The sequence below is a fragment of the Paenibacillus sp. G34 genome, assembly GCF_056856875.1.
This window is the reverse complement of record NZ_CM166469.1, coordinates 4,786,428-4,805,321: the sequence shown is the minus strand read 5'-3', so window position 1 is coordinate 4,805,321 and position 18,894 is coordinate 4,786,428. Positions and strand designations below refer to the sequence as shown.

16 protein-coding genes are annotated in these 18,894 nt (G+C 45.3%); 12 read left to right on the top strand and 4 right to left on the bottom strand.

Annotation, left to right across the window (positions count from 1 at the left end):
- Positions 1 to 220 precede the first annotated feature (220 nt).
- From pulA to AC1VYS_RS21795, 5 genes are all read left to right on the top strand, one after another.
- A complete protein-coding gene (gene pulA, locus AC1VYS_RS21815; RefSeq protein WP_482911451.1) occupies positions 221 to 3,097 on the top strand; it encodes a type I pullulanase in 2,877 nt (958 codons plus the stop codon).
- Between the two features lie 293 nt (positions 3,098 to 3,390).
- On the top strand, positions 3,391 to 4,023 hold the full coding sequence (locus AC1VYS_RS21810; protein WP_482911450.1) for a 50S ribosomal protein L25: 633 nt from the start codon (positions 3,391 to 3,393) through the stop codon (positions 4,021 to 4,023).
- A 241-nt stretch (positions 4,024 to 4,264) separates the two neighbouring features.
- Complete coding sequence (locus AC1VYS_RS21805; RefSeq protein ID WP_482911449.1) at positions 4,265 to 4,768, top strand: hypothetical protein; 504 nt, start codon at positions 4,265 to 4,267, stop codon at positions 4,766 to 4,768.
- Between the two features lie 289 nt (positions 4,769 to 5,057).
- Entirely contained in the window at positions 5,058 to 6,029 is a 972-nt protein-coding gene (locus AC1VYS_RS21800; RefSeq protein ID WP_482911448.1) for a helix-turn-helix transcriptional regulator, read from the top strand.
- Positions 6,030 to 6,067: 38 nt separating this feature from the next.
- On the top strand, positions 6,068 to 6,436 hold the full coding sequence (locus tag AC1VYS_RS21795) for an HIRAN domain-containing protein (protein WP_482911447.1): 369 nt from the start codon (positions 6,068 to 6,070) through the stop codon (positions 6,434 to 6,436).
- A gap of 14 nt (positions 6,437 to 6,450) precedes the next feature.
- On the opposite strand, the gene AC1VYS_RS21790 is transcribed toward AC1VYS_RS21795, so the two are convergent.
- Complete coding sequence (locus tag AC1VYS_RS21790; protein ID WP_482911446.1) at positions 6,451 to 7,554, bottom strand: glycosyltransferase family 4 protein; 1,104 nt, start codon at positions 7,552 to 7,554, stop codon at positions 6,451 to 6,453.
- A 164-nt stretch (positions 7,555 to 7,718) separates the two neighbouring features.
- On the opposite strand from AC1VYS_RS21790, the gene AC1VYS_RS21785 reads away from it, so the two are divergent.
- From AC1VYS_RS21785 to msrA, 6 genes are all read left to right on the top strand, one after another.
- Positions 7,719 to 8,081, top strand: coding sequence for a DUF3817 domain-containing protein (locus AC1VYS_RS21785; protein ID WP_482934411.1), 363 nt, complete (start codon positions 7,719 to 7,721; stop codon positions 8,079 to 8,081).
- Between the two features lie 276 nt (positions 8,082 to 8,357).
- Positions 8,358 to 9,176, top strand: a complete 819-nt coding sequence (locus tag AC1VYS_RS21780) for a TerC family protein (protein WP_482915088.1) — start codon at positions 8,358 to 8,360, stop codon at positions 9,174 to 9,176.
- Between the two features lie 553 nt (positions 9,177 to 9,729).
- Positions 9,730 to 11,190, top strand: coding sequence for an RtcB family protein (locus AC1VYS_RS21775; protein WP_482911444.1), 1,461 nt, complete (start codon positions 9,730 to 9,732; stop codon positions 11,188 to 11,190).
- Positions 11,190 to 12,503 carry an AAA family ATPase gene (locus tag AC1VYS_RS21770; protein ID WP_482911443.1) on the top strand — a complete coding sequence of 438 codons (1,314 nt, stop codon included), beginning with the start codon at positions 11,190 to 11,192 and terminating at the stop codon, positions 12,501 to 12,503. The genes AC1VYS_RS21775 and AC1VYS_RS21770 overlap by 1 nt, the downstream gene beginning before the upstream one ends.
- Before the next feature lie 362 nt (positions 12,504 to 12,865).
- Complete coding sequence (locus AC1VYS_RS21765) at positions 12,866 to 13,123, top strand: GlsB/YeaQ/YmgE family stress response membrane protein (RefSeq protein ID WP_090915436.1); 258 nt, start codon at positions 12,866 to 12,868, stop codon at positions 13,121 to 13,123.
- 222 nt (positions 13,124 to 13,345) lie between these two features.
- Entirely contained in the window at positions 13,346 to 13,861 is a 516-nt protein-coding gene (gene msrA / locus AC1VYS_RS21760) for a peptide-methionine (S)-S-oxide reductase MsrA (protein WP_482911442.1), read from the top strand.
- Between the two features lie 79 nt (positions 13,862 to 13,940).
- On the opposite strand, the gene AC1VYS_RS21755 is transcribed toward msrA, so the two are convergent.
- The gene (locus AC1VYS_RS21755) at positions 13,941 to 15,221 is read right to left on the bottom strand and encodes a hypothetical protein (protein WP_482911441.1); all 1,281 of its coding nucleotides are present in this window, start codon (positions 15,219 to 15,221) and stop codon (positions 13,941 to 13,943) included.
- 241 nt (positions 15,222 to 15,462) lie between these two features.
- Here AC1VYS_RS21755 and AC1VYS_RS21750 point away from each other — a divergent pair, with 241 nt between their 5' ends.
- On the top strand, positions 15,463 to 16,053 hold the full coding sequence (locus tag AC1VYS_RS21750) for a restriction endonuclease (RefSeq protein WP_482911440.1): 591 nt from the start codon (positions 15,463 to 15,465) through the stop codon (positions 16,051 to 16,053).
- A gap of 202 nt (positions 16,054 to 16,255) precedes the next feature.
- On the opposite strand, the gene AC1VYS_RS21745 is transcribed toward AC1VYS_RS21750, so the two are convergent.
- Entirely contained in the window at positions 16,256 to 16,846 is a 591-nt protein-coding gene (locus tag AC1VYS_RS21745; RefSeq protein ID WP_482911439.1) for a hypothetical protein, read from the bottom strand.
- Between the two features lie 305 nt (positions 16,847 to 17,151).
- A complete protein-coding gene (locus AC1VYS_RS21740) occupies positions 17,152 to 18,798 on the bottom strand; it encodes an RNA polymerase sigma factor (protein ID WP_482911438.1) in 1,647 nt (548 codons plus the stop codon).
- Between the last annotated feature and the right edge of the window lie 96 nt (positions 18,799 to 18,894).

The following is an 18,894-nucleotide window of genomic DNA, read 5'->3' as shown; positions in this document are numbered from 1 at the left end:
CACTCCTTTTGATATTTAAAAGGGAGTTTTTTTGATTTCACAGGTACATACGCTGTCAACCCTAACGCTTGTTTACATATGATAAATGAAAGCGATTGCTCATCGATTGCCTTGCTTTAACCGATATGTTGAGTACAGACAACCCCGGGTTGACAAAAAGCGTCCCACTTCGTAACATCGGGACAATACGAAATTAAAGGATACAAAGGCGGTGGGAACGATGCCGGAATGGACTTCTTTTTGTTATGAAGGCAACGATCTTGGCTTAACTTATACCAGTGCTGCGAGTACGTTCAACGTATGGGCGCCTACAGCACAGCTGGTCCATATATTAATTTTTGAAAATGAGGGAGAGTATAACGATCTCGGCGAGGTAACCTATCATGAGGATGGTCAGGCATATGAGATGACCCGTAGCCCAGAGGGGATCTGGCAACGGACGCTTACGGGGGACTGGGCAGGATACTTTTATATGTATCGCATCGTTCATCAGGATCAACGGGTAGAAGTTGCAGTCGACCCTTATGCCAGAGCGGTTACGGCTAATGGGCAACGGACAGCAATCATTGATCTGAATACAACCGATCCGGAGGGGTGGGATCAGGATGTTAAGCCATCTTTTCTACATCCGGTTGATGCGATCATTTATGAACTACATGTACGAGATTTCTCTTCTGATCCGCAGGCGGAAATTCCGTATAAAGGGAAGTATCTTGCTTTTACAGCTACTGGACTTACAGATGAGGCGGGCAACCGAATTGGTGTCGATCATTTGGTTGAACTTGGCATTACCCATGTACATCTTCTGCCTGTGGCCGATTATCAAACAGTAAATGAACTTGCAGCAGCGAACGCCGATTCAACGGTTAAAGCACCGTACAACTGGGGCTATGATCCGCAGCATTACAATGTCCCTGAAGGTTCTTATGCGACGAATCCACGAGATCCTGCTGTTCGGATTCGGGAATTAAAATCGATGATCCAGTCGCTGCACAGGCAAGGTATCCGAGTTGTGCTTGATGTCGTCTACAACCATACCTACAGTGTGGAAAAAGGACCTTTTGAACGGATCGTGCCGGGTTACTTTTATCGTCATTATGAAGATGGTACACTCAGCAACGGTTCAGGTGTAGGTAATGAACTAGCAACAGAACGCCCGATGGTTCGAAAATATATTTTGGATTCCTTGCGTTATTGGGCTGAAGAATATCATATTGACGGATTCCGGTTTGATCTTATGGCATTGATTGATCAGGACACCATGAGTGAACTCACCCGTGAGTTAAGAGAGCAGATTGATCCTGCTTTTCTGATCTATGGAGAGCCGTGGATGGGAGGAGACTCGCCACTGAATCGTCCTACTCTCAAAGGAACGCAGAGAGACAAAGGATTTGCTGTATTTAACGATCATTTTCGCAGTGCGATTAAAGGGGACAGTGACGGCAGCAGCAGAGGATTCATCACGGGTGCTGGAGGTCAGGAATATGAAATAGGCAAAGGGGTGGCCGGAGCACTGGATGATTTCACCTCTTCCCCAGCAGAAACCGTTAATTATGTAACAGCCCATGATAATCTCAATTTGTGGGATAAAATCGCAACCTCTCTTCATCTTCGCCATGATCTGGGCTTTCCCGTATGGAAAGACGGACATCCCGTGGAGGGTGGTAGTGCCGAATCAGCGGTTAAAGCAGCAATTCCGTATCGATATATCGATGAAGCTGATGTAATGCATAATGAGATGGTACGTCGCTCCATTCTTGCATCAGGTATCCTGCTTACTTCACAGGGAGTACCCTTTCTTCATGCCGGTGATGAGATGTTAAGATCCAAGGTTGGAGATCATAACAGTTATCGAAGCGGTGATGCGGTAAATACGATTACGTGGGCCAATAAAGCCCGTTTCAGACCTGTATTTGACTATTATCGCGGGCTCATCCACTTGCGGCGCACCCATCCAGCGTTTCGCATGAGGGAGGCGGAGCAGGTTCGCAGACATCTTCGCTTTATTCGGATGGACGGAAATGTCGTCGCCTATATGCTGGAGCATGGAGCGAATGAGGATTCTTGGAATCGTATTATTGTGATTTATAATGGTTCGGACGAATCCCAGTCCATACATTTGGATGCGGGTGAATGGAAGGTTACCGTGAATCATCATACGGCTGGAACGGATGTGATCGAGACCGTCGTAGGCGAGGTTCAAGTCGAGCGCTGGTCACTCATGGTTTTATATGATGTGGAGCGTGCTGTTGAGAGCGGTCCTGCTTCGCTGGAGATTGTTCTTCCGCACAGGGTATTTGCTCCGAATGAGACCTCTCTGCTCCGAGTTAAGGTGAGGGATCATATCGGCAATGTTCTGGAAAATGTACCTGTGGTGTGGAGATCATCTGATCCAGATATTGTCCGTATAGAAGAAGATGGTACCCTCCACACGTTGAATCGAGGGGAAGTTTTGATTACGGCTACCGTCGGTTTGATCACAACATCTTGTAACATCCAGGTAGATGTGCGGTACGCTAAGCGAATTGAAATCGTAGGTGAGCCTGTGCTGTATACCACTCGAATTAGTCGTTTTCGTGCGATCGTGCTGGATCAATACGGGCAGCCGCTCACAGATGCCCATATCCGCTGGAATTCTTCTCACTCAGATATTGCGGCCGTGAGTCATGCTGGTTTTGTGAGGGCATTGACAACGGGGAAATCGGTGATTAGCGCCGAAGTAGGGAACATACGCGCAACTTATGCAATCACGGTTCATAGACATATATCACGAACGGTGACAATCCGTTACGAGCGAGCGGATCACTGCTATGATGGCTGGGATGTGTGGGTGTGGGGGACCGGTATGGAGGACGGAGCCGTGCGCTTGGAACAGATGGGCAATATTGCAGAAGCTCGGTTCCGCGTCGCTCCGGGTTTGCATCATATCGGTTTTATCATCAGACTGCACGAGTGGGAGGCCAAGGACACTTGCGGAGATCGCTATGTGGATATCGTACCTGAGGATAGTGACGTACAGATTATCGTGCAAAGTGGATCAGACAATATGCAAATTATACGGGGAAATCGTGAAATGGATGATCGGAATAGTGCTTAAAGTGTTGCTGCTTAAACTTATTGCGCTGGAGATTTACTTAAATCATTAAAATACCCGCCAATCTTACAGCCGGAAGCAGTTCCGGCTGATTTGGCATTCCCAAAAATATATGGAATGACAAAAAAAGGTTATAAATATTCAGGTTTATGTTTTAGATGCTGGATCATTGGGGTAAATATAGATATGGCCCAATATATGGCCTTCAGAAAAAAGACCGTATCGGTCTATGAGAGAAGCCGCAGAGCTTATCAACAAATACAAAGTAGGGATCCCTTGAAGGAGGATGTTCAATCATGAAATCCAACGGAAAAATGGCTCAACTTACAGCAACGCCAAGAACGGAAAAGAAAGGTGCAGCACTGCGCCTGTTAAGACAAGGTGGACGAGTTCCTGCCGTAGTTTACGGGCCGGGGCAAGAAGGTGCCGCCATACATGTGGATGAAAAAGAAATGCTGAGAGTGGCTCGTACAGGCCGCTCAGAGATGTTTAACCTGAACGTGGAGGGCGGCAAAACCGTTCCTGTACTGATCAAGGATCAGCAGGAGCGCAATGGACGTCTGTTGCACGTTGACTTTTTGCAGATTTCGAAAAATAAACCGATTAGCGTTAGCGTATCGATTGACTTCCAGGGTACTGCTGCAGGTTCCAAAGTAGGCGGTGTATTCCAGACGCAAGAAACGCAGCTGGAGGTTGAAGGTTTGCCGGCAGATCTGCCAACATCGATTGCAGTCGACGTCAGCGGTTTGGAAATCGGGGATCGTTTGACAGCAGGTGACGTTAAACTGGATAAAGGTTTGACACTCGTGACGTCACCGGAATCCATCGTTGCTTCGGTTATGCCACCACAGGCTATTGAAGAGGAACCTACCGCTTCTGCTGATGATACAGCACCTGAAGCGGCAGAAGAACAATCTGCAGAAGAATAGGGCGAAAGCGGAAATTAACTATATTCCTCGATCGTCAAGCATGTCCAAGCCCAGTCCCACTTATTGTGGGCTGGGCTTTTTTCGTATAATCATGTTATCCAGAAAAGCGTTCAGTTGGCTATGATTGCAGGTAGTTAATTGGAAAATCCTGAATTATTGGATTTGAGAGTCGTATTTATGGTACAACGTAAAGATAGATGGAATAGAAAGAAAGCAGGTTTGCCATATATTTGACCCGACTGTGTACGATAATTTAAAAGTAGCCTTTGAGAATGTACTATACGACTTGGACAACCTGGATGAAAGTATCCACATTACCCATCGCAGGGATCAATTGGAGATGGCTAGCATGTCTCGAGAGTTCACCTTGCAATTCTGTTTGAGAGATCATGCCACCGTGACTGCTGAAGTGGTACTGAGAAGTTCGTTGCAGGCGATAGCCGCAGAGATTTTGGAGACGCCGGGCAGCCATCCGGGCTGCGAACTGGAACTTCGTTTTGCATGGGTAACAAAGGAATTGGAGTCACGTTGTCACGATACCATGGCGGTCATGCAGGAAAATTGGCCTGATCAGCGGACGGTACAACATGTCCACTATCTTTTTGGAGATGAGTCCAAATCATTCGACGTTTCCACTAATGTTTATTTTGATCGACATGTGAACGAGGAGCAGATGCACGATATTCCCTTATTATGTGATCATATGGTTCAGGTGCTGAACAAATTGGTAATGGTGCACGCATAAACAGGTAAGAATTTAATAGAACTTTGTAAGCCTTATTTCTTATGGAGAGTAGGGCTTTTTTGTATTTATTTTAGATATTTGTATAGGCTTTCAGGCTTAGGAAAATCAGATTTTGGGTTATTAATTTACGCAAGCAAGTAAGAGAATGTATATTTAGGGAGGGGAAAAGTGCAATTGGACTATAAATAAAAGGTGAAATTGCGAAAAAGTTATTTGGGACTAAAGATTTAGATATGAACTAAAGGAACTAGTTTTCCTTGCCGATAAAATATCGAAGGGGAGAAACTACATGACAGAGAAATTAATTCGTCTGCTGCGTATACTTCAGGCTATACAAGCTAATCCCGGAATCTCTGCAAAGGAATTGGCGCTGAAATGTGGTACAACAGTGCGCACGATCTATCGTGATCTCCGGATTTTGGACAGGGTTGCTCCCATAATGAACGAAGGATATGGAAAAGGTTATCGATTTATCGGTGAGTTTGCCATGTATCCTTTGGACTTTACCGAACAGGAAGCTATGCTCTTCTGTATGCTTCCGGCCTTAGTTGATACATCGAAATTACCTGTTGAATTCGATTCAGCTTTTGATAAGGTCATATCGGCACATACCAAATTGAAAACAAGGAACAGTGAAATTGTGGAAAATATTGCAGGCATTATTCGGATGGGGATACCTGCTTACCGTGAAGAGGGAAAAGACCCGAACTTGTTAATTCCCATTATCGAAGCGATTTTAGATGGACAGACGATTCAGGCTCATTATCATACGCTCACCGATAACGAAATTACGGTTCGGCATATAGACCCTTATTATCTCGTACCACGTGACCAACGTTTTTATCTGATCGGGTACTGTCATCTACAGCAGAAAGTTCGATTGTTTCGCATCAGCCGCTTTCTGGATGTTATACGTACCAATACTGTATTTGATATGGGTGACTTCAATATAACCCAATATATGAAAAATACATGGTCTGTTGACCGTGGGGACGAACATATTCATTTTAAGGTGAGATTCTCCGAAAAGGTGGCCCCCTACATAAAAGAAGAAGAGATGTTTGTTCGTCCGCGAATGACAGATCTTGTGGATGGTCGATTGTTATTCGAAGTAACACTGAATAGCAGCCGTGAATTTTTGCAATGGTTATATCAGTTCGGTCCTGAGGCTGAGGTGCTTGAACCTCGCGAGTATCGGAGAGAAATTCGTAAACAACTTTTGGAATGGCTAGAGCACTATGAAGATGAAGAGACTTTATAGTCATTCTCCAAGGAATATAGTTAAAAAGGAGCATTCTTATGAGTAACAAAATTTTTGCGGCTATGATGGGCATGGAAAATTATCATGGAGCACAGACTCTTCATGTGGGGGATACACTTTATCTTGTAAAAGACCCGGATAATCGCTTGGATCATCAAGCTATCAAAGTGGTTATACCCCCAATAGGTGAGGTGGGTTATATCGTTAACCAGACTGGAAAGGTGCCCCATGGCTGCTGGACTGGTTCAGAGTTCTATGATGCTTTCTATCAACAAACCTGTGCAAAAGTGAAATTTATGATGCAGGATATGGTGATTATTGAACTGATTGAAATAACGCATGTACCTGTGCTACAGAAACAGATAGACTCTATAATTGTGGAACGGCAGTTCCGTGAGAAAGCCTGATCAAGAAAAAAGGCTCATGGACGGATGAGCCTTGTATACGCTGCCTCCAAATACAGAGCTGTTCTTGCCCAGCTGAATTGGGCACTTGCCGTTTCGCGGCCGTTTCTCCCCATGGATTGCACAAGATCAGGTTGGGTAGCCAAATGATACAAGGATGAGGTGAACTGCTGGGGCTGCTTATATTTTGATATCAAGTATCCATTTTTCCCCGACTGGATAATCTCCCGGATCCCCCCATTATCTGAAGCGATGACAGGAATGCCAGAGGCCATAGCTTCTACATTCACCAGACCAAAGGCCTCGTGGTTCTGTGAAGGACAGACCAGGCAGTCGACGCTCCGATAGAGTTGATCAATTTGTTCATGATTCATCTGTCCGAGAAAGGTAGCGTAAACGTTATGTTTCTGCGTCAGTTTACGAAGAGAGCGCACATAGCGTGGAGGCCCCTTACCGCTAATGACCAACTGGACAGATACTTGTGGCTGTAAGAGAGCAACAGCGCGAATGAGAACATCTACTCCTTTACCAGGAATGACTCTTCCCGCATACAGAACAGTGAAACGTTCGGTAATACCGAACCTTTGACGCAAGCGAAGACGCTCCTCACTGCTGGCAACGGGTCGGAATCGCTCAGGATCTGTACCCAGTGGAACGACATTCAACTTTTCCTTCACGGCAGGGAAACGACTGTAAAGTCTGCGTTTTAACGATTGGCTGTTCACGGCAATACAATCCGCTTTTTTCAGCATTGCCAGCTTCCTCGGCCCGGGCTGAGCGAAGGTGAGCGAGTGGAGATAGAGAACAACGGGGATTTGTGGAAAGGCTTGTTTAATGGTCGCCATGCTGTGAGGTCGGTTATCCACTTGAATGATGTCAGGATTAAGTGTCCGGATCAAACGAATGGCTGCCCCTGTGTAGCCTGAATTACTTGATGCAGAGATTCGCTGAATCGTAATATGGCGGATCTGTTCCAGCGCCGGTAAACCCTTTACTGCACGGCTTATAATAGTGACCTGATGACGGCGGGCAAGTTCGTGTGCAATGCCTAAAATACAAATTTCCACTGAACCATTGCCGGGCAGAGGCAACTTCTCTGGTGCAATCAGGACTATTTTCATGAATCAATCCCTCCTTGTCCGACATTGGTTACGACCTGTTTCATGCATTGTATGTGAGAGAAGCATATTTGCTCCTGTTAGACGGTTATATTGAATATTTGTCTGATTCATGGAATATTCTTACTGTTCGGCTAGATACAGATTGTCTTTGCTTTTGTGATATAATGTACAAGATACAACATGCGTTTATTGCAAAGAGCAGGGGGAAGATGATGCTAGGTTCAATGCTGGGTCGTTTCCGGCTAATGTTATGGTTACAGGGGATTTCATATGTAATGTTGTTATTCGTTGCGTTTCCTCTTCGGGATGCGGGAATTATGCCACAAGCGGTTACTTGGTTCGGTAACCTGTATGGTTTTCTGTTCCTGATGTACCTTTTGTTTATGGTGTCTTCATATACGGTTATGAAATGGCGTTTGCGCCGTCCTATTGCGCTCTTCTTTATTTCTTTTATACCGCTGGGCAATATGATTTACGATTTTTTTGTCTTTCGAAAATTGGTTCATAACACCGCAAATAAAGCTTGACTTTATTTTATGTTATGAAATATGATGTATACAGGTTATTCACCGGTTTCAACTAAAACTACATATTCCTGTTAAAGGGGAGTAGCTTTTACAGTAAAGTCGTCAATTCGGGATTGCATCCCCGGCTTTATTGGCAACAATTTGTTGTTAGCGAGACCTTTACCAAGTTTTTATGCTCGGTAAAGGTCTCTTTTTGTGGTTAAAAAAGGATCTTGCCAGCAATGGTGAAGATCCTTTTTTTTGTACATTATAAGCATTATTAAGGAGGAGTTAATGTTGGAACCAGCACTATTATTAGAATACGGGTGGGTACTTCTGGTCTTGGTTGTCCTTGAAGGATTACTTGCAGCAGATAATGCCCTAGTACTTGCAATTATGGTTAAGCATTTGCCTGAGGAAAAGCGTAAAAAGGCTTTGTTTTATGGACTGATGGGTGCATTTGTTTTCCGCCTCGGGTCGTTGTTCCTGATCTCATTCTTGGTGGATGTGTGGCAAGTTCAAGCGATCGGTGCACTGTATCTTCTGTACATCTCGATAAATCATATCGTCAAAAAGATGTTGAGTGGTCGAAATAAAACAGATGTAGCTGCTGACCATGCCCCCAAAAAACCAAAGAAACAATCTGGTTTCTGGATGACCGTATTTAAGGTAGAAGTTGCGGATATAGCTTTTGCAGTAGACTCAATATTAGCAGCGGTAGCTTTGGCAGTCGCTTTGCCGGCAAGCGGTTTGCCGCCAATTGGCGGCCTGGATGGTGGACAGTTCATTGTTATCTTCCTCGGCGGTTTTATCGGACTTGTCATCATGCGTTTTGCAGCGTCGTTTTTCGTGAAATTGCTCCATTCCCGTCCGGGTCTCGAAGTTGCTGCTTTTGTGATTGTGGGTTGGGTAGGGGTTAAATTGTCTGTAATCACACTGGCTCACCCTTCACTGGGTATTTTGGATGAGCATTTCCCGGAAAATAAAATTTGGAAAATTGGTTTCTATGTTGTATTGATCACGATTGCTGTATGTGGATGGTTCCTTTCATCCAAAGTATCTGAAAAGGAAGATGATAATCCAGTGGAAGAACTGCAAGAGCAGGCTAAACTGTAAGGATTACAAAGGATTAGAAAGTTATCTTGCAAAATAAAAGATGACAGCAGTGAATAATCGTTAAAAAGTACAAAACAGGAGGTTGTCCCCCGGACAACCTCCTGTTTTTTTCTAACTCGTTATAATGCTTGATTGCTCTAATTTCCAAGAAAAGGGTTGACATCTTAAAAGATGTGCCCTTAATATATACATATCAATTAAGAGGGAGGCTGGGAGACATGACGTTAGGTTATGAATTGAATCCATTACACACAAGCATTGACACAATTGCATATCTGGCTCATCGTCTTTTTGGCCTCATACGGTCGACATAAAAGAACCGGCATATTATTTGCAGATCACATCTGAGCGTAACATGTGATGTCTATAAGTAATATGTGTTCTTCGCGATATCAAGCGCTGGATGACATACACAAATTCCGTTTGTGCTGTTATCCGTTATTGTCATGTAGTAGAAGCCATGGGCGATGAGTCCATGGCTTTTTATGTTTTTACAAAACAACAAGCAGCAAACCGAATTTGCTGAACGAATAGGAAGGAATTACACTTATATATGAACAAATGGAATGGTTTTGAGAGCTTGAACGAAATGACCGGGGGTTATCGCCATCAAGTTAAATTACCAGCAGGAGAACTTACTGTATATGCGGCACAACAACTATTTTCTTCTCTGGATTACAAAGTATTTGAGATGGCTAACAACAATTTGCAAATCCCGGATATTTCTTACATGGGATATACCCCGGACGTACATGTGGGTGTAGGAACGTGTATTGGAACGACAGCAGTATGGGAAGCGCAGAGTGGCTATGTATCACCATCCATCGTGGGCAGTGACATTGGCTGTGGTATGAGAGTACATCTGACCAATTTGCATAAGGATGATTTAAAAGAGGTAAAGTTGCGCAGAAAACTGGTTAAAGCGATTGAGAAAGTACTACCGATGGAGGCTAGTCAGCGAGGGCATTTTTCAGATATAAGGCTGGAGCACATTGTACGTAAAGGACTGCATGGATTACCTAAAAAATATATTCCCGATAGCTACACACCCAAAAAATCGACCTCTCTGACGCATGTGGAGAGCAGCAGGTTTACGTATGACGAGAATGTTCTGAATCTTGTTCCAGATATGACCTGGCACCGTTCACATCGCCAACTTGGCACGCTGGGTGGAGGCAATCATTTTGCCGAGATTCAGGCGATTGAGATCGCAGAGGAAAATCGTGAAGTGGCCGAGGCTTGGGGGCTTTATGATGGACAGATTGCTGTTATGATTCACTCTGGTTCAAGGGCGTGGGGCGGACATGTAAGCCAGACAAGTTCGGCTGCGATTGCCAAAGTTATGCAGCGACTGGGTCTCGGAACTTCCGATCCGAGATTGGTATTTGCCCCACTAGATCATGCGGAGGGTCGCCATTACGTAAATATGATGTACTCCGCTTTGAATTATGCCGTAGTAAATCGTCACCTCATTGCCTATGCAATCCGGGAGGCGTTCAGGGATGTATTTGGGTCAAAATGTGAATTCCGTACACTGTACGACTTGATGCACAACTATGCTTGGGAAGAATCCCATGCAGAGAGAGGCTCTGTATTTGTACACCGGAAAGGAGCCACTCGGGCATTACCTGCGGGTCATCAGGATAATCCCAAGCCTTACCTGGCTACAGGCCACCCGGCATTGATCCCTGGCTCAATGGGCACGGCTTCATATATCATGGTCGGTCAACCTGAAGGAGTAGATAACTACCACTCCATTTGTCACGGGGCTGGGCGGATCCGGTCAAGGACAGCTACGAAACGTCTGGTAACTGTTGAGGATTTTGCTGCCGCACTGGGTGTGGGAACGGCGGACGAAATTGTTGTGAACCAGCGATCCTTGGAGTCCATTATTGATGAATCACCTCAGGCGTATAAAAACGTTGATGAAATAATAGATAGTGTTACCGGGGCCGGACTGGCTCAAGTGGTAGCCAAATGCAAACCGCTTGCCGCGGTAAAGGGAGCGAAATGATGAGCGATAAAGAAAAACAGATGAATCCAATGAACGAAACGAAGGCCATCTATTCCTACGACGAACAGCATGATACGCGTATCCGGGTTGAAGGATACGCGGTCTATTCCAGACTGATTCGAGGGATTGGTGAGGCGCTTCTGAAGCGCTACGGCGTTGAATACAAGTTGTATTCAAGTTCTGATCCGAACAATGAATATTGGGAACTGCTGCGGGAAGACTTGCAGAATGGAAGCGACGAGGTCGAACTTGTCGCTCGTATATTTGAGGATCTCGAGCTCCAAACGATGCATTACGATGATGATGGAGATGTACCTACATATGGTGTGCATTATTCTATCCGCAACAACGTATTTGCTTATCCGAAATGGGGCGTCGCTCTGGTACGGGTGCCTTTTTTTCGGGAAAACGGGATCTATAGTGAAGACTTTGTGTTTGCTATAGGGGATGAGGCGATGAAGCACTTCTTGGGAAGTGTCCGTGAACGCGAACGTCAGCAAAATATGAAAAAAGTAACGGTGTATACGGATGCTCGCAATGGCAGCGATCGCCATGTGGAATCCATAACACGTTCAGTGAGTAGAGAAGATGTGGTTCTTTCCGCACAGATCAAACAGGATATTTTCCGCTCGCTGGATCAGTTTTTCGAAGCGGATCGTTCTTTTTACAGGGATTACGATATCCCTTACAAACGCGGCATTCTGCTCTATGGGCATCCAGGGAACGGAAAAACAACGCTGGTGAAATCAATAGCAGGCAGTATTCCTGGACCGGCAGCTTATTGGCAAATTACGGAGTACACCAACAGTGAGTCTGTACGTGAAGTGTTTGATGCAGCCAAACGACTGGCACCGATGGTGCTGATCATCGAAGATATCGACTCGATGCCGGATGAAGTTCGTTCCTTTTTCCTGAATACACTGGATGGAGCGACGTCGAAAGAAGGAATCTTCTTGATCGGTACGACAAATTATCCGGAAAAAATCGATCCGGGTCTCATGAATCGTGCCGGACGATTCGACCGGGCTTATGAAATTCCTTTGCCTGATGAAGCTTTGCGCCTACAATATTTGAGGCAGCGTGGATTTAGCGTGTTTGCAGGTGAGGAAGGGACGATTGAGGCTGCGCGTCTGACCGATACGTTCTCGCTTGCACAACTCGGAGAATTGTATGTCAGTGCTGCGCTGGAGTGGCATCAAAATGGCCGAACGGATATTGTTCAGGTCATTCAGTCTATGCGAGGAGAGCTAGACAAGAGCCATAAACATAATTGGCTTGCACAGCCGGGTAAAGGCCGAGCCGGATTTTATTGATCTGGTTTATGGATTCTGTTTTTTGATTGGATACGCTGATGGGATACCATTCTGATGGACTATAAAGTTTAAGCATTAATGGTTCTAAGCCATAAATATAAATTCACCTTCACTGGGTATACTAACCTTGTCTCTGGTAACATACAATGACTTTCGGGAGGTACATATCGCAGCCATGTGCTGATGAGATGCCGGAAAATGAAACGGCTGTTGTCATGGTCTCGCGGAGCGCATGTTAGCAGAGAAGGAGGCATTCTGGACATTGGTAATATGCAACAATTTTTATGCCAGTTGTTTAAATGCCTTCGGAGCGGTTAATAGTAGTCAGACGCAACAAAAACTTTAAAATAGAGGTGAATGATATGGGTTGGTTATGGTCATTAATTATCGGTGGTATCATTGGTTGGCTCGCAGGTCTGATTGTTGGTCGTGACATCCCAGGCGGTATTATTGGTAATATCGTTGCTGGTTTTATCGGTGGATGGTTAGGTGGAGTCATTCTTGGAGACATGGGTCCTGAGATGGGCGGATTCCACATCGTACCGGCATTAATTGGTGCAATCGTGCTTGTAGCGATTGTCAGCTTGATCTTCCGTTCGATGGGACGAAGCCGCGGGTAAATTAAAGCGAGCAATGGTCTTGTCACGAAGTTATGTCACAGCTACAAGCTGTACAAACCTTATGGTTATTACTGCTTCCAAGTGAAGCTGAATGAAGAGGTTGATGAAGAGCCATTGCGGTGGCTTTCCATCAACCTCTTGTTGTTTTACAATGTAGAAATGAATGCGTGTCTTAGCTAATTGCTTTCATGATATTGTTTTGAACCAGAGGAGTTGAATGGAGTGGAAAAAGCAACGTTTGCCGGCGGATGTTTCTGGTGTATGGTTACCCCGTTTGAGGAACAACCAGGCATCTACGGTATCGTATCAGGCTATACAGGTGGTCATGTCGAAAATCCGACCTATGAGCAGGTGAAGACGGGAGAGACAGGGCACGTGGAAGTCGTTGAGATTACATTTGATCCAGAAGTATTCCCTTACGAGCGCTTATTAGAATTATACTGGCCTCAGATTGATCCCACGGACGATGGAGGACAATTTCAGGATAGAGGATCGCAGTATCGTACCGCGATCTTTGTATACAATGAGCGCCAGCGGCAGCTTGCCGAGCAATCCAAAAAAGATCTGGCGGCCAGCGGTAGATTCATTCAGCCCATCGTGACCGAGATTCGGGATGCCGTAACTTTTTACCCGGCAGAGGATTACCATCAGGACTATCACAAGAAAAACGAGAAACATTACAAGGAAGACCGCGCACTGTCTGGTAGGGACGAATTCATTAACGAGAACTGGAAATAAAAGAAAGCCGGAGGAGCACCGCGAGGAGCTGTTCCGGCTTTTTTTGGCTAAAGCTAAGTCAGGTAAGAAGCAATAAAAATTATTTAACTGTAGAAGTTTTGAGTGCATACTTAGAAAGGGCGTCACCCTTCATCGAATAGATTACATCATTTATATAAGTGGAGATGCTTTCTAATGAGGGAGCAGCAGCACTAGCAGTGTACACATGTACGTCTTCCAATGTCTGTGGATCAAGAATATATCCTGTTTTGGCAAAATCAAGCTGGTATTGCCCGTCTTGTGTCCGGTCAACATGCATGAGCACAGGCTGAGCATCCTTGAACATACGCTCTGTCACTTTGCTTTTCATTGTGTATAGCTCTAACTTGGAGCCAGTGAGCACAGTGTATCCATTACCCGCTGTTTGTATATACGCATCCCCAGCGATTGCACGTCCCCATGCAAGCTTGCCGTCCGAACTAAATCCCATCAAGCGATTGCCTGTGGATTCAAAGTTAGCACGCATCAGAACGGAACCATCGTCCAGAATGGCCAGAGATTCACCGCCACCATCCCCTTGTGTATTGGCATCTGCCGGGAACTGATAGAAGGATAGACGTGTTAACGAAGTGTCATAGATTTCAATTTTGGGATTGGCTGCGGGCTGCCAGAAGTTGCCTGACTTGACCTGTTTGCTTGCATCCACAACGATTCGTCCCTGACCTGCCTTGAGTACATTCCCTGTCAATGCTTTCTCGGTCAACAACTTGCCTTTTGTGTCGTACAAAGAAAGCGTCGAGCGCACGGAGCCATTCGCTTGTACTCCCTGGCTTGTAGCGACCAGCAGATTATCATTATCCATGAGCGAGATGCGTGCTGGCGAATTCAAGGTTTTCACCCAGTTGGTCTTGCCGGATGTATTAAACGAATATAATTTTTTGCTTTTATCCGAATACTCCATATAGACGTAAGCCGTACCATTGCTTGTATATAAGGAATTGGAATAAGTTGTATAAGGTCCGCTTTTCTCATGGAAAATCGTGCTCCACTTAAGCTGTCCTGTCTTTGCATCCAGCGCTTGTAACGAATCAAGTTGCCAGTCCAGTGTTGTTTTGCTGCTCGTTTTCGTTACGGGTTGGGAGGTGTGCACATACACCAAATTTTTGGAAGGCACAGCATAAATGTCCTTAATCAAGACATCCTTCTCCGTATTAGCCTCGTTTAACATAAGGGAAGAAGAAGTCCATGCCGGTTTCGGCAAGGATTCTGTGGCTGCTGCCGCGTATCCTGTTGTTGTATTCATGTTCAAGAGAAGCATGCCGCTGAGCAGAAGAACGGCCCATGTTGTAGACTTGCGTTTAGGATTGGTATAGGTATGCAAGTGATAAACCACCTTTCGTCTTCGGTCAAAATAACACCGATTGTAGAATTCTACCATTGATTTCTAGTGGAATTCAACCGAACATGCTGTAACCTTTTTGCACATTAAATGTGTTAGATCGATGTTAAAAGAGGTGAAACGGTTACAGGGAAGTCATCTTCTTTAGATGTGCAAGGAATTTTGATATATTTAGTGCTGTAACACGAGATATACGGAGTAATGAGAACAAGGAGAAACAGACATGAATTGGAGTGAGAACATCACCCTATGGGTTATCGCAGGCATTGTCCTGTTGTTGCTGCTGACCTGGGTTATTCGCCGGATCGTTTATCGTGGACAACGGATACGAAGTGAGGCGAACCCACAGAAAATCACGATTAAGGATATCGATAAAATGGAGGATGGGTCAGAGTTTGAGTTATATCTATACAATCTGTTCGAGCAACTTGGTTATGACGAGGTCCACAAAACAACGAGCAGCCGTGATTTTGGAGCAGACCTCGTTTTTGTAGACAGGATGGGAAGACGCAGTGTGGTACAGGCTAAACGATACGGGGCGAATCATCCGGTTGGTCTAAGCGCGGTGCAAGAGATCTATACATCGATGCGTTATTATGACGCGGATCGCTCCATCGTACTGACATCTGCCCGATATACAGAGGCATGCCGAACGCTGGCTGCGGTGAATGAGGTAAAATTGCTGGACCGAGAGGACTTGATCGATCTGATTGGCCTGTTTAAGTCGCGCAGGCTGGACGAAGCGATGGAACTGATTGAAGAACATGACCACGAGCCGATAGAGACGTGGCAGTCTCGGCGCAAGCGATCTTGATGCCATACGAGCCGGAGGGGAACCTTTTGGGCAAGGTTGAAGGCAATGCAGGGTATGGGTGCTGGGCTGGAAACGTTACACCATTACATGGCGACGTGGGGTAGCAAACATGAACTATGATGAATCTAAATACGTTATTCTATAAAAGAAGCATCAACTCATACAAGAAGAGTTGATGCTTCTTTTATTAGATAATAACTTATTATTTAGATACTTCAGTATCCGGAAGTAATTTTTTGAAAGCTGATTGATCAAAATCATCGGCTTGAACAAGCCATTTATCATTTTTGTTTACGAGTGTAAGAACTCCCTTCATGGGAACAACCTCTTTTTCGCCATTTTCTTTCTTAAGCACGAGATCCAATGTGTAGTCCAAATCTACGTAATCCTCTAACTCTTGATAAACTGAGAATTTCATGTTCTCAGGTTTCATTGAAGCTTGTTGTTTTGCAGCGGCTCGTAGGACTAGTGATATATGACTCAAGTGCACAGGTTCTTCTTCGAAATTTTTAGCGAAAAAGGGCTCCATTACCTCGTAGCGTTTAAGAAATTCTTCTTCAGATGGAGGATTTTCGGGAGTATTATTAATCGTATATTCCTTCAATTTGAATTCCTCAGCTGCTTTGATGTATTTTTCAGTTAGATTTTCTTTATCTGAAGGATCTGTTGGATTCTTCACTTCAGTTCCTGGACTCTCAGTGACCGTTTGTTGTGGACTGGAATTTGAACTACAACCTGCCACGAATACAGCTGATATTAAAGTTATTCCTAATATCCATGGTAACCTCTTCATTGTTGTTATACTCCCTTCTATTTTAGGATACCCTACCATAATTAACGTATTGTACAAAGATTAGTTTCCATTTTTGGAAAACTTGTAGCACCACGAGTAAATAACTAAAAAGTGATTAAAAACTACCCATGACGCACATGCGTCATGGGTAGTTTTTAATCATTTTCATACGTTCAGGAGGGGGCCGAGGTGAAATAACGATCTCCTAATTACTTCAATGGACAGACAGAAGGAAAGAAAGAGCTTAGTTTAAAAATGGCCACCGCTCGAGAACGGCTATTCTTCATATACATTTCCGAACCGACTTACTTGACCGGTCCCATCCAGGTTGAAATCGTCTTCTGCTGGTGCGGCAACGGCGGTTTCAACTTCCCGTTATCGATCAAATGCTTCAAAATATAAGCGACCAGCCGGCCTCCTCCGGTGTTGCCTCTAACCATGTAAGCAAGCTGCGGCTTCAAATGCTTCGGCTGATTTTGCAGGAACAGGTTGAGCATTTTGTCGTAGAGCTTGCCGACAGCAGGAGCATACAGAGCGGACAAATCCGGCATTGCCTTGTTCAACCGATCCAACGTTTGCGGAGAGTCAAACCAAACCGCATTGAACTTGTACCCCTCCTTCGTCTTGCGGATGTATCCTTTCTCCAGCAGGAACGAATATTGCTCGGCGTTCTCTTCGTTGTCGGGCAGTTCCCCTTGTTGGAACGCATGACAAATCTCGACATTCCGGTATTCTAGGAAACGCCAATCCGTCTCGCGGTCGCTCCAGTAAGTATTGAATTGCCATAAGTATAGAGGAGTGTCTTCGACGTAGCGGATCGACGGACCGAAGGTGACGTAACTACCCATATCAAAACCCGGATCGGGATAGTGGCTGCGATCTAACGCCGCATAGGCAATATATTGACCTCCGTCCTTTCGCATTGGTGCGACCGCATCGAAGTTTTCGCCCGCTGGCATGCTTCGCCAGGATTGCTCCTCGATATTCTTGGGTAGTAAGGTCCAAAGCAGGAAGTTATAGTCGCCGTCCGGAACGTACACTCCGCTATCCTCGACTTGCCGGCGAACTTCCATTAACGCGTCAAAATGAACATCGGCCACTTCGGCGGCGCAATCTTGCCAAAATGGATGACCGGCTACAGCCAATTCAAAGAGGTCCCAGATGATGGTATTGCTTTGATATTTGCCGGGAGAGGTTTGGATGAGAAAATTGTAATCGGCCAGATGCCGGACTTCGCCTTCCAGCAAAGACGGCGGCATTCCCAGTTCCTCCGCGATTTGATGTACGGTACGCGCCTTGTGATAAGCCGCGTAAACGATATTTTGCGCCAAGGCGCGTCCAAGAAAATCGTTGGTTTCGCCCAAACTGCCGGCCGAACCCGAATGGCCCATTTCTCCCATGCTGACCGGATTGACACTTAAAGTTCCTGTTGTACGCATACGTTTCATCCCTTTCCGTAACTTCTTTTTAGCCTCGCTTAAATGCCACTTCACCGTGCCTTCAGGAATGTTCAGAGCAATCGCGATATCGCTGATTTTAAGCTCTTCGTAGTAGTGCATGACCACGATCCGGCGATGGATGTCGGACAGAAATGCAACTTCTCGGCGTAGCTCGCGTGAAGCTTCGGTTGCCAGCAACCGATCAAGCGGTTCCCGGGAAGGGGCGGCAGACAGTTCAGACATACCGTTGATTTCGATCACTTGGGGAGCGTGCGCACGCTTTTTCAACCAATTCACCCAAGTGTATCGAGCAACCGTCCAGACGTAAGCGTCAAGACTTCTAATGTCCCGCACCCCAGAGAAGGATTTCAACAACTGCAGCATAATCTCCTGAGCCAGATCCTCCGCCTCGGCCCGGTGTTTTACCCGGTTTAACGCAAAACCGAAAATCGGTTTGACATAGCTCCGAATCGCTTCCGCGGCTTCTTTTCCGTTATTACTGATTGAATCCATTTTTTCCTCCATATTTGCGTCTGTAATTCCTGACATTTATATAGTGTGCCAGCAGAAATAAAGGTTGGGATTATTTTTTTAAAAGTTTAACGTCCT

Coding starts and splice junctions, on each gene's coding strand:
- pulA (WP_482911451.1), top strand. CDS start 221: ATGCCGGAATGGACTTCTTTTTGTTATGAAGGCAACGATCTTGGCTTA.
- AC1VYS_RS21810 (WP_482911450.1), top strand. CDS start 3,391: ATGAAATCCAACGGAAAAATGGCTCAACTTACAGCAACGCCAAGAACG.
- AC1VYS_RS21800 (WP_482911448.1), top strand. CDS start 5,058: ATGACAGAGAAATTAATTCGTCTGCTGCGTATACTTCAGGCTATACAA.
- AC1VYS_RS21795 (WP_482911447.1), top strand. CDS start 6,068: ATGAGTAACAAAATTTTTGCGGCTATGATGGGCATGGAAAATTATCAT.
- AC1VYS_RS21790 (WP_482911446.1), bottom strand. CDS start 7,554: ATGAAAATAGTCCTGATTGCACCAGAGAAGTTGCCTCTGCCCGGCAAT.
- AC1VYS_RS21785 (WP_482934411.1), top strand. CDS start 7,719: ATGTACAAGATACAACATGCGTTTATTGCAAAGAGCAGGGGGAAGATG.
- AC1VYS_RS21775 (WP_482911444.1), top strand. CDS start 9,730: ATGAACAAATGGAATGGTTTTGAGAGCTTGAACGAAATGACCGGGGGT.
- AC1VYS_RS21770 (WP_482911443.1), top strand. CDS start 11,190: ATGAGCGATAAAGAAAAACAGATGAATCCAATGAACGAAACGAAGGCC.
- AC1VYS_RS21765 (WP_090915436.1), top strand. CDS start 12,866: ATGGGTTGGTTATGGTCATTAATTATCGGTGGTATCATTGGTTGGCTC.
- AC1VYS_RS21750 (WP_482911440.1), top strand. CDS start 15,463: ATGAATTGGAGTGAGAACATCACCCTATGGGTTATCGCAGGCATTGTC.
- AC1VYS_RS21745 (WP_482911439.1), bottom strand. CDS start 16,846: ATGAAGAGGTTACCATGGATATTAGGAATAACTTTAATATCAGCTGTA.
- AC1VYS_RS21740 (WP_482911438.1), bottom strand. CDS start 18,798: ATGGATTCAATCAGTAATAACGGAAAAGAAGCCGCGGAAGCGATTCGG.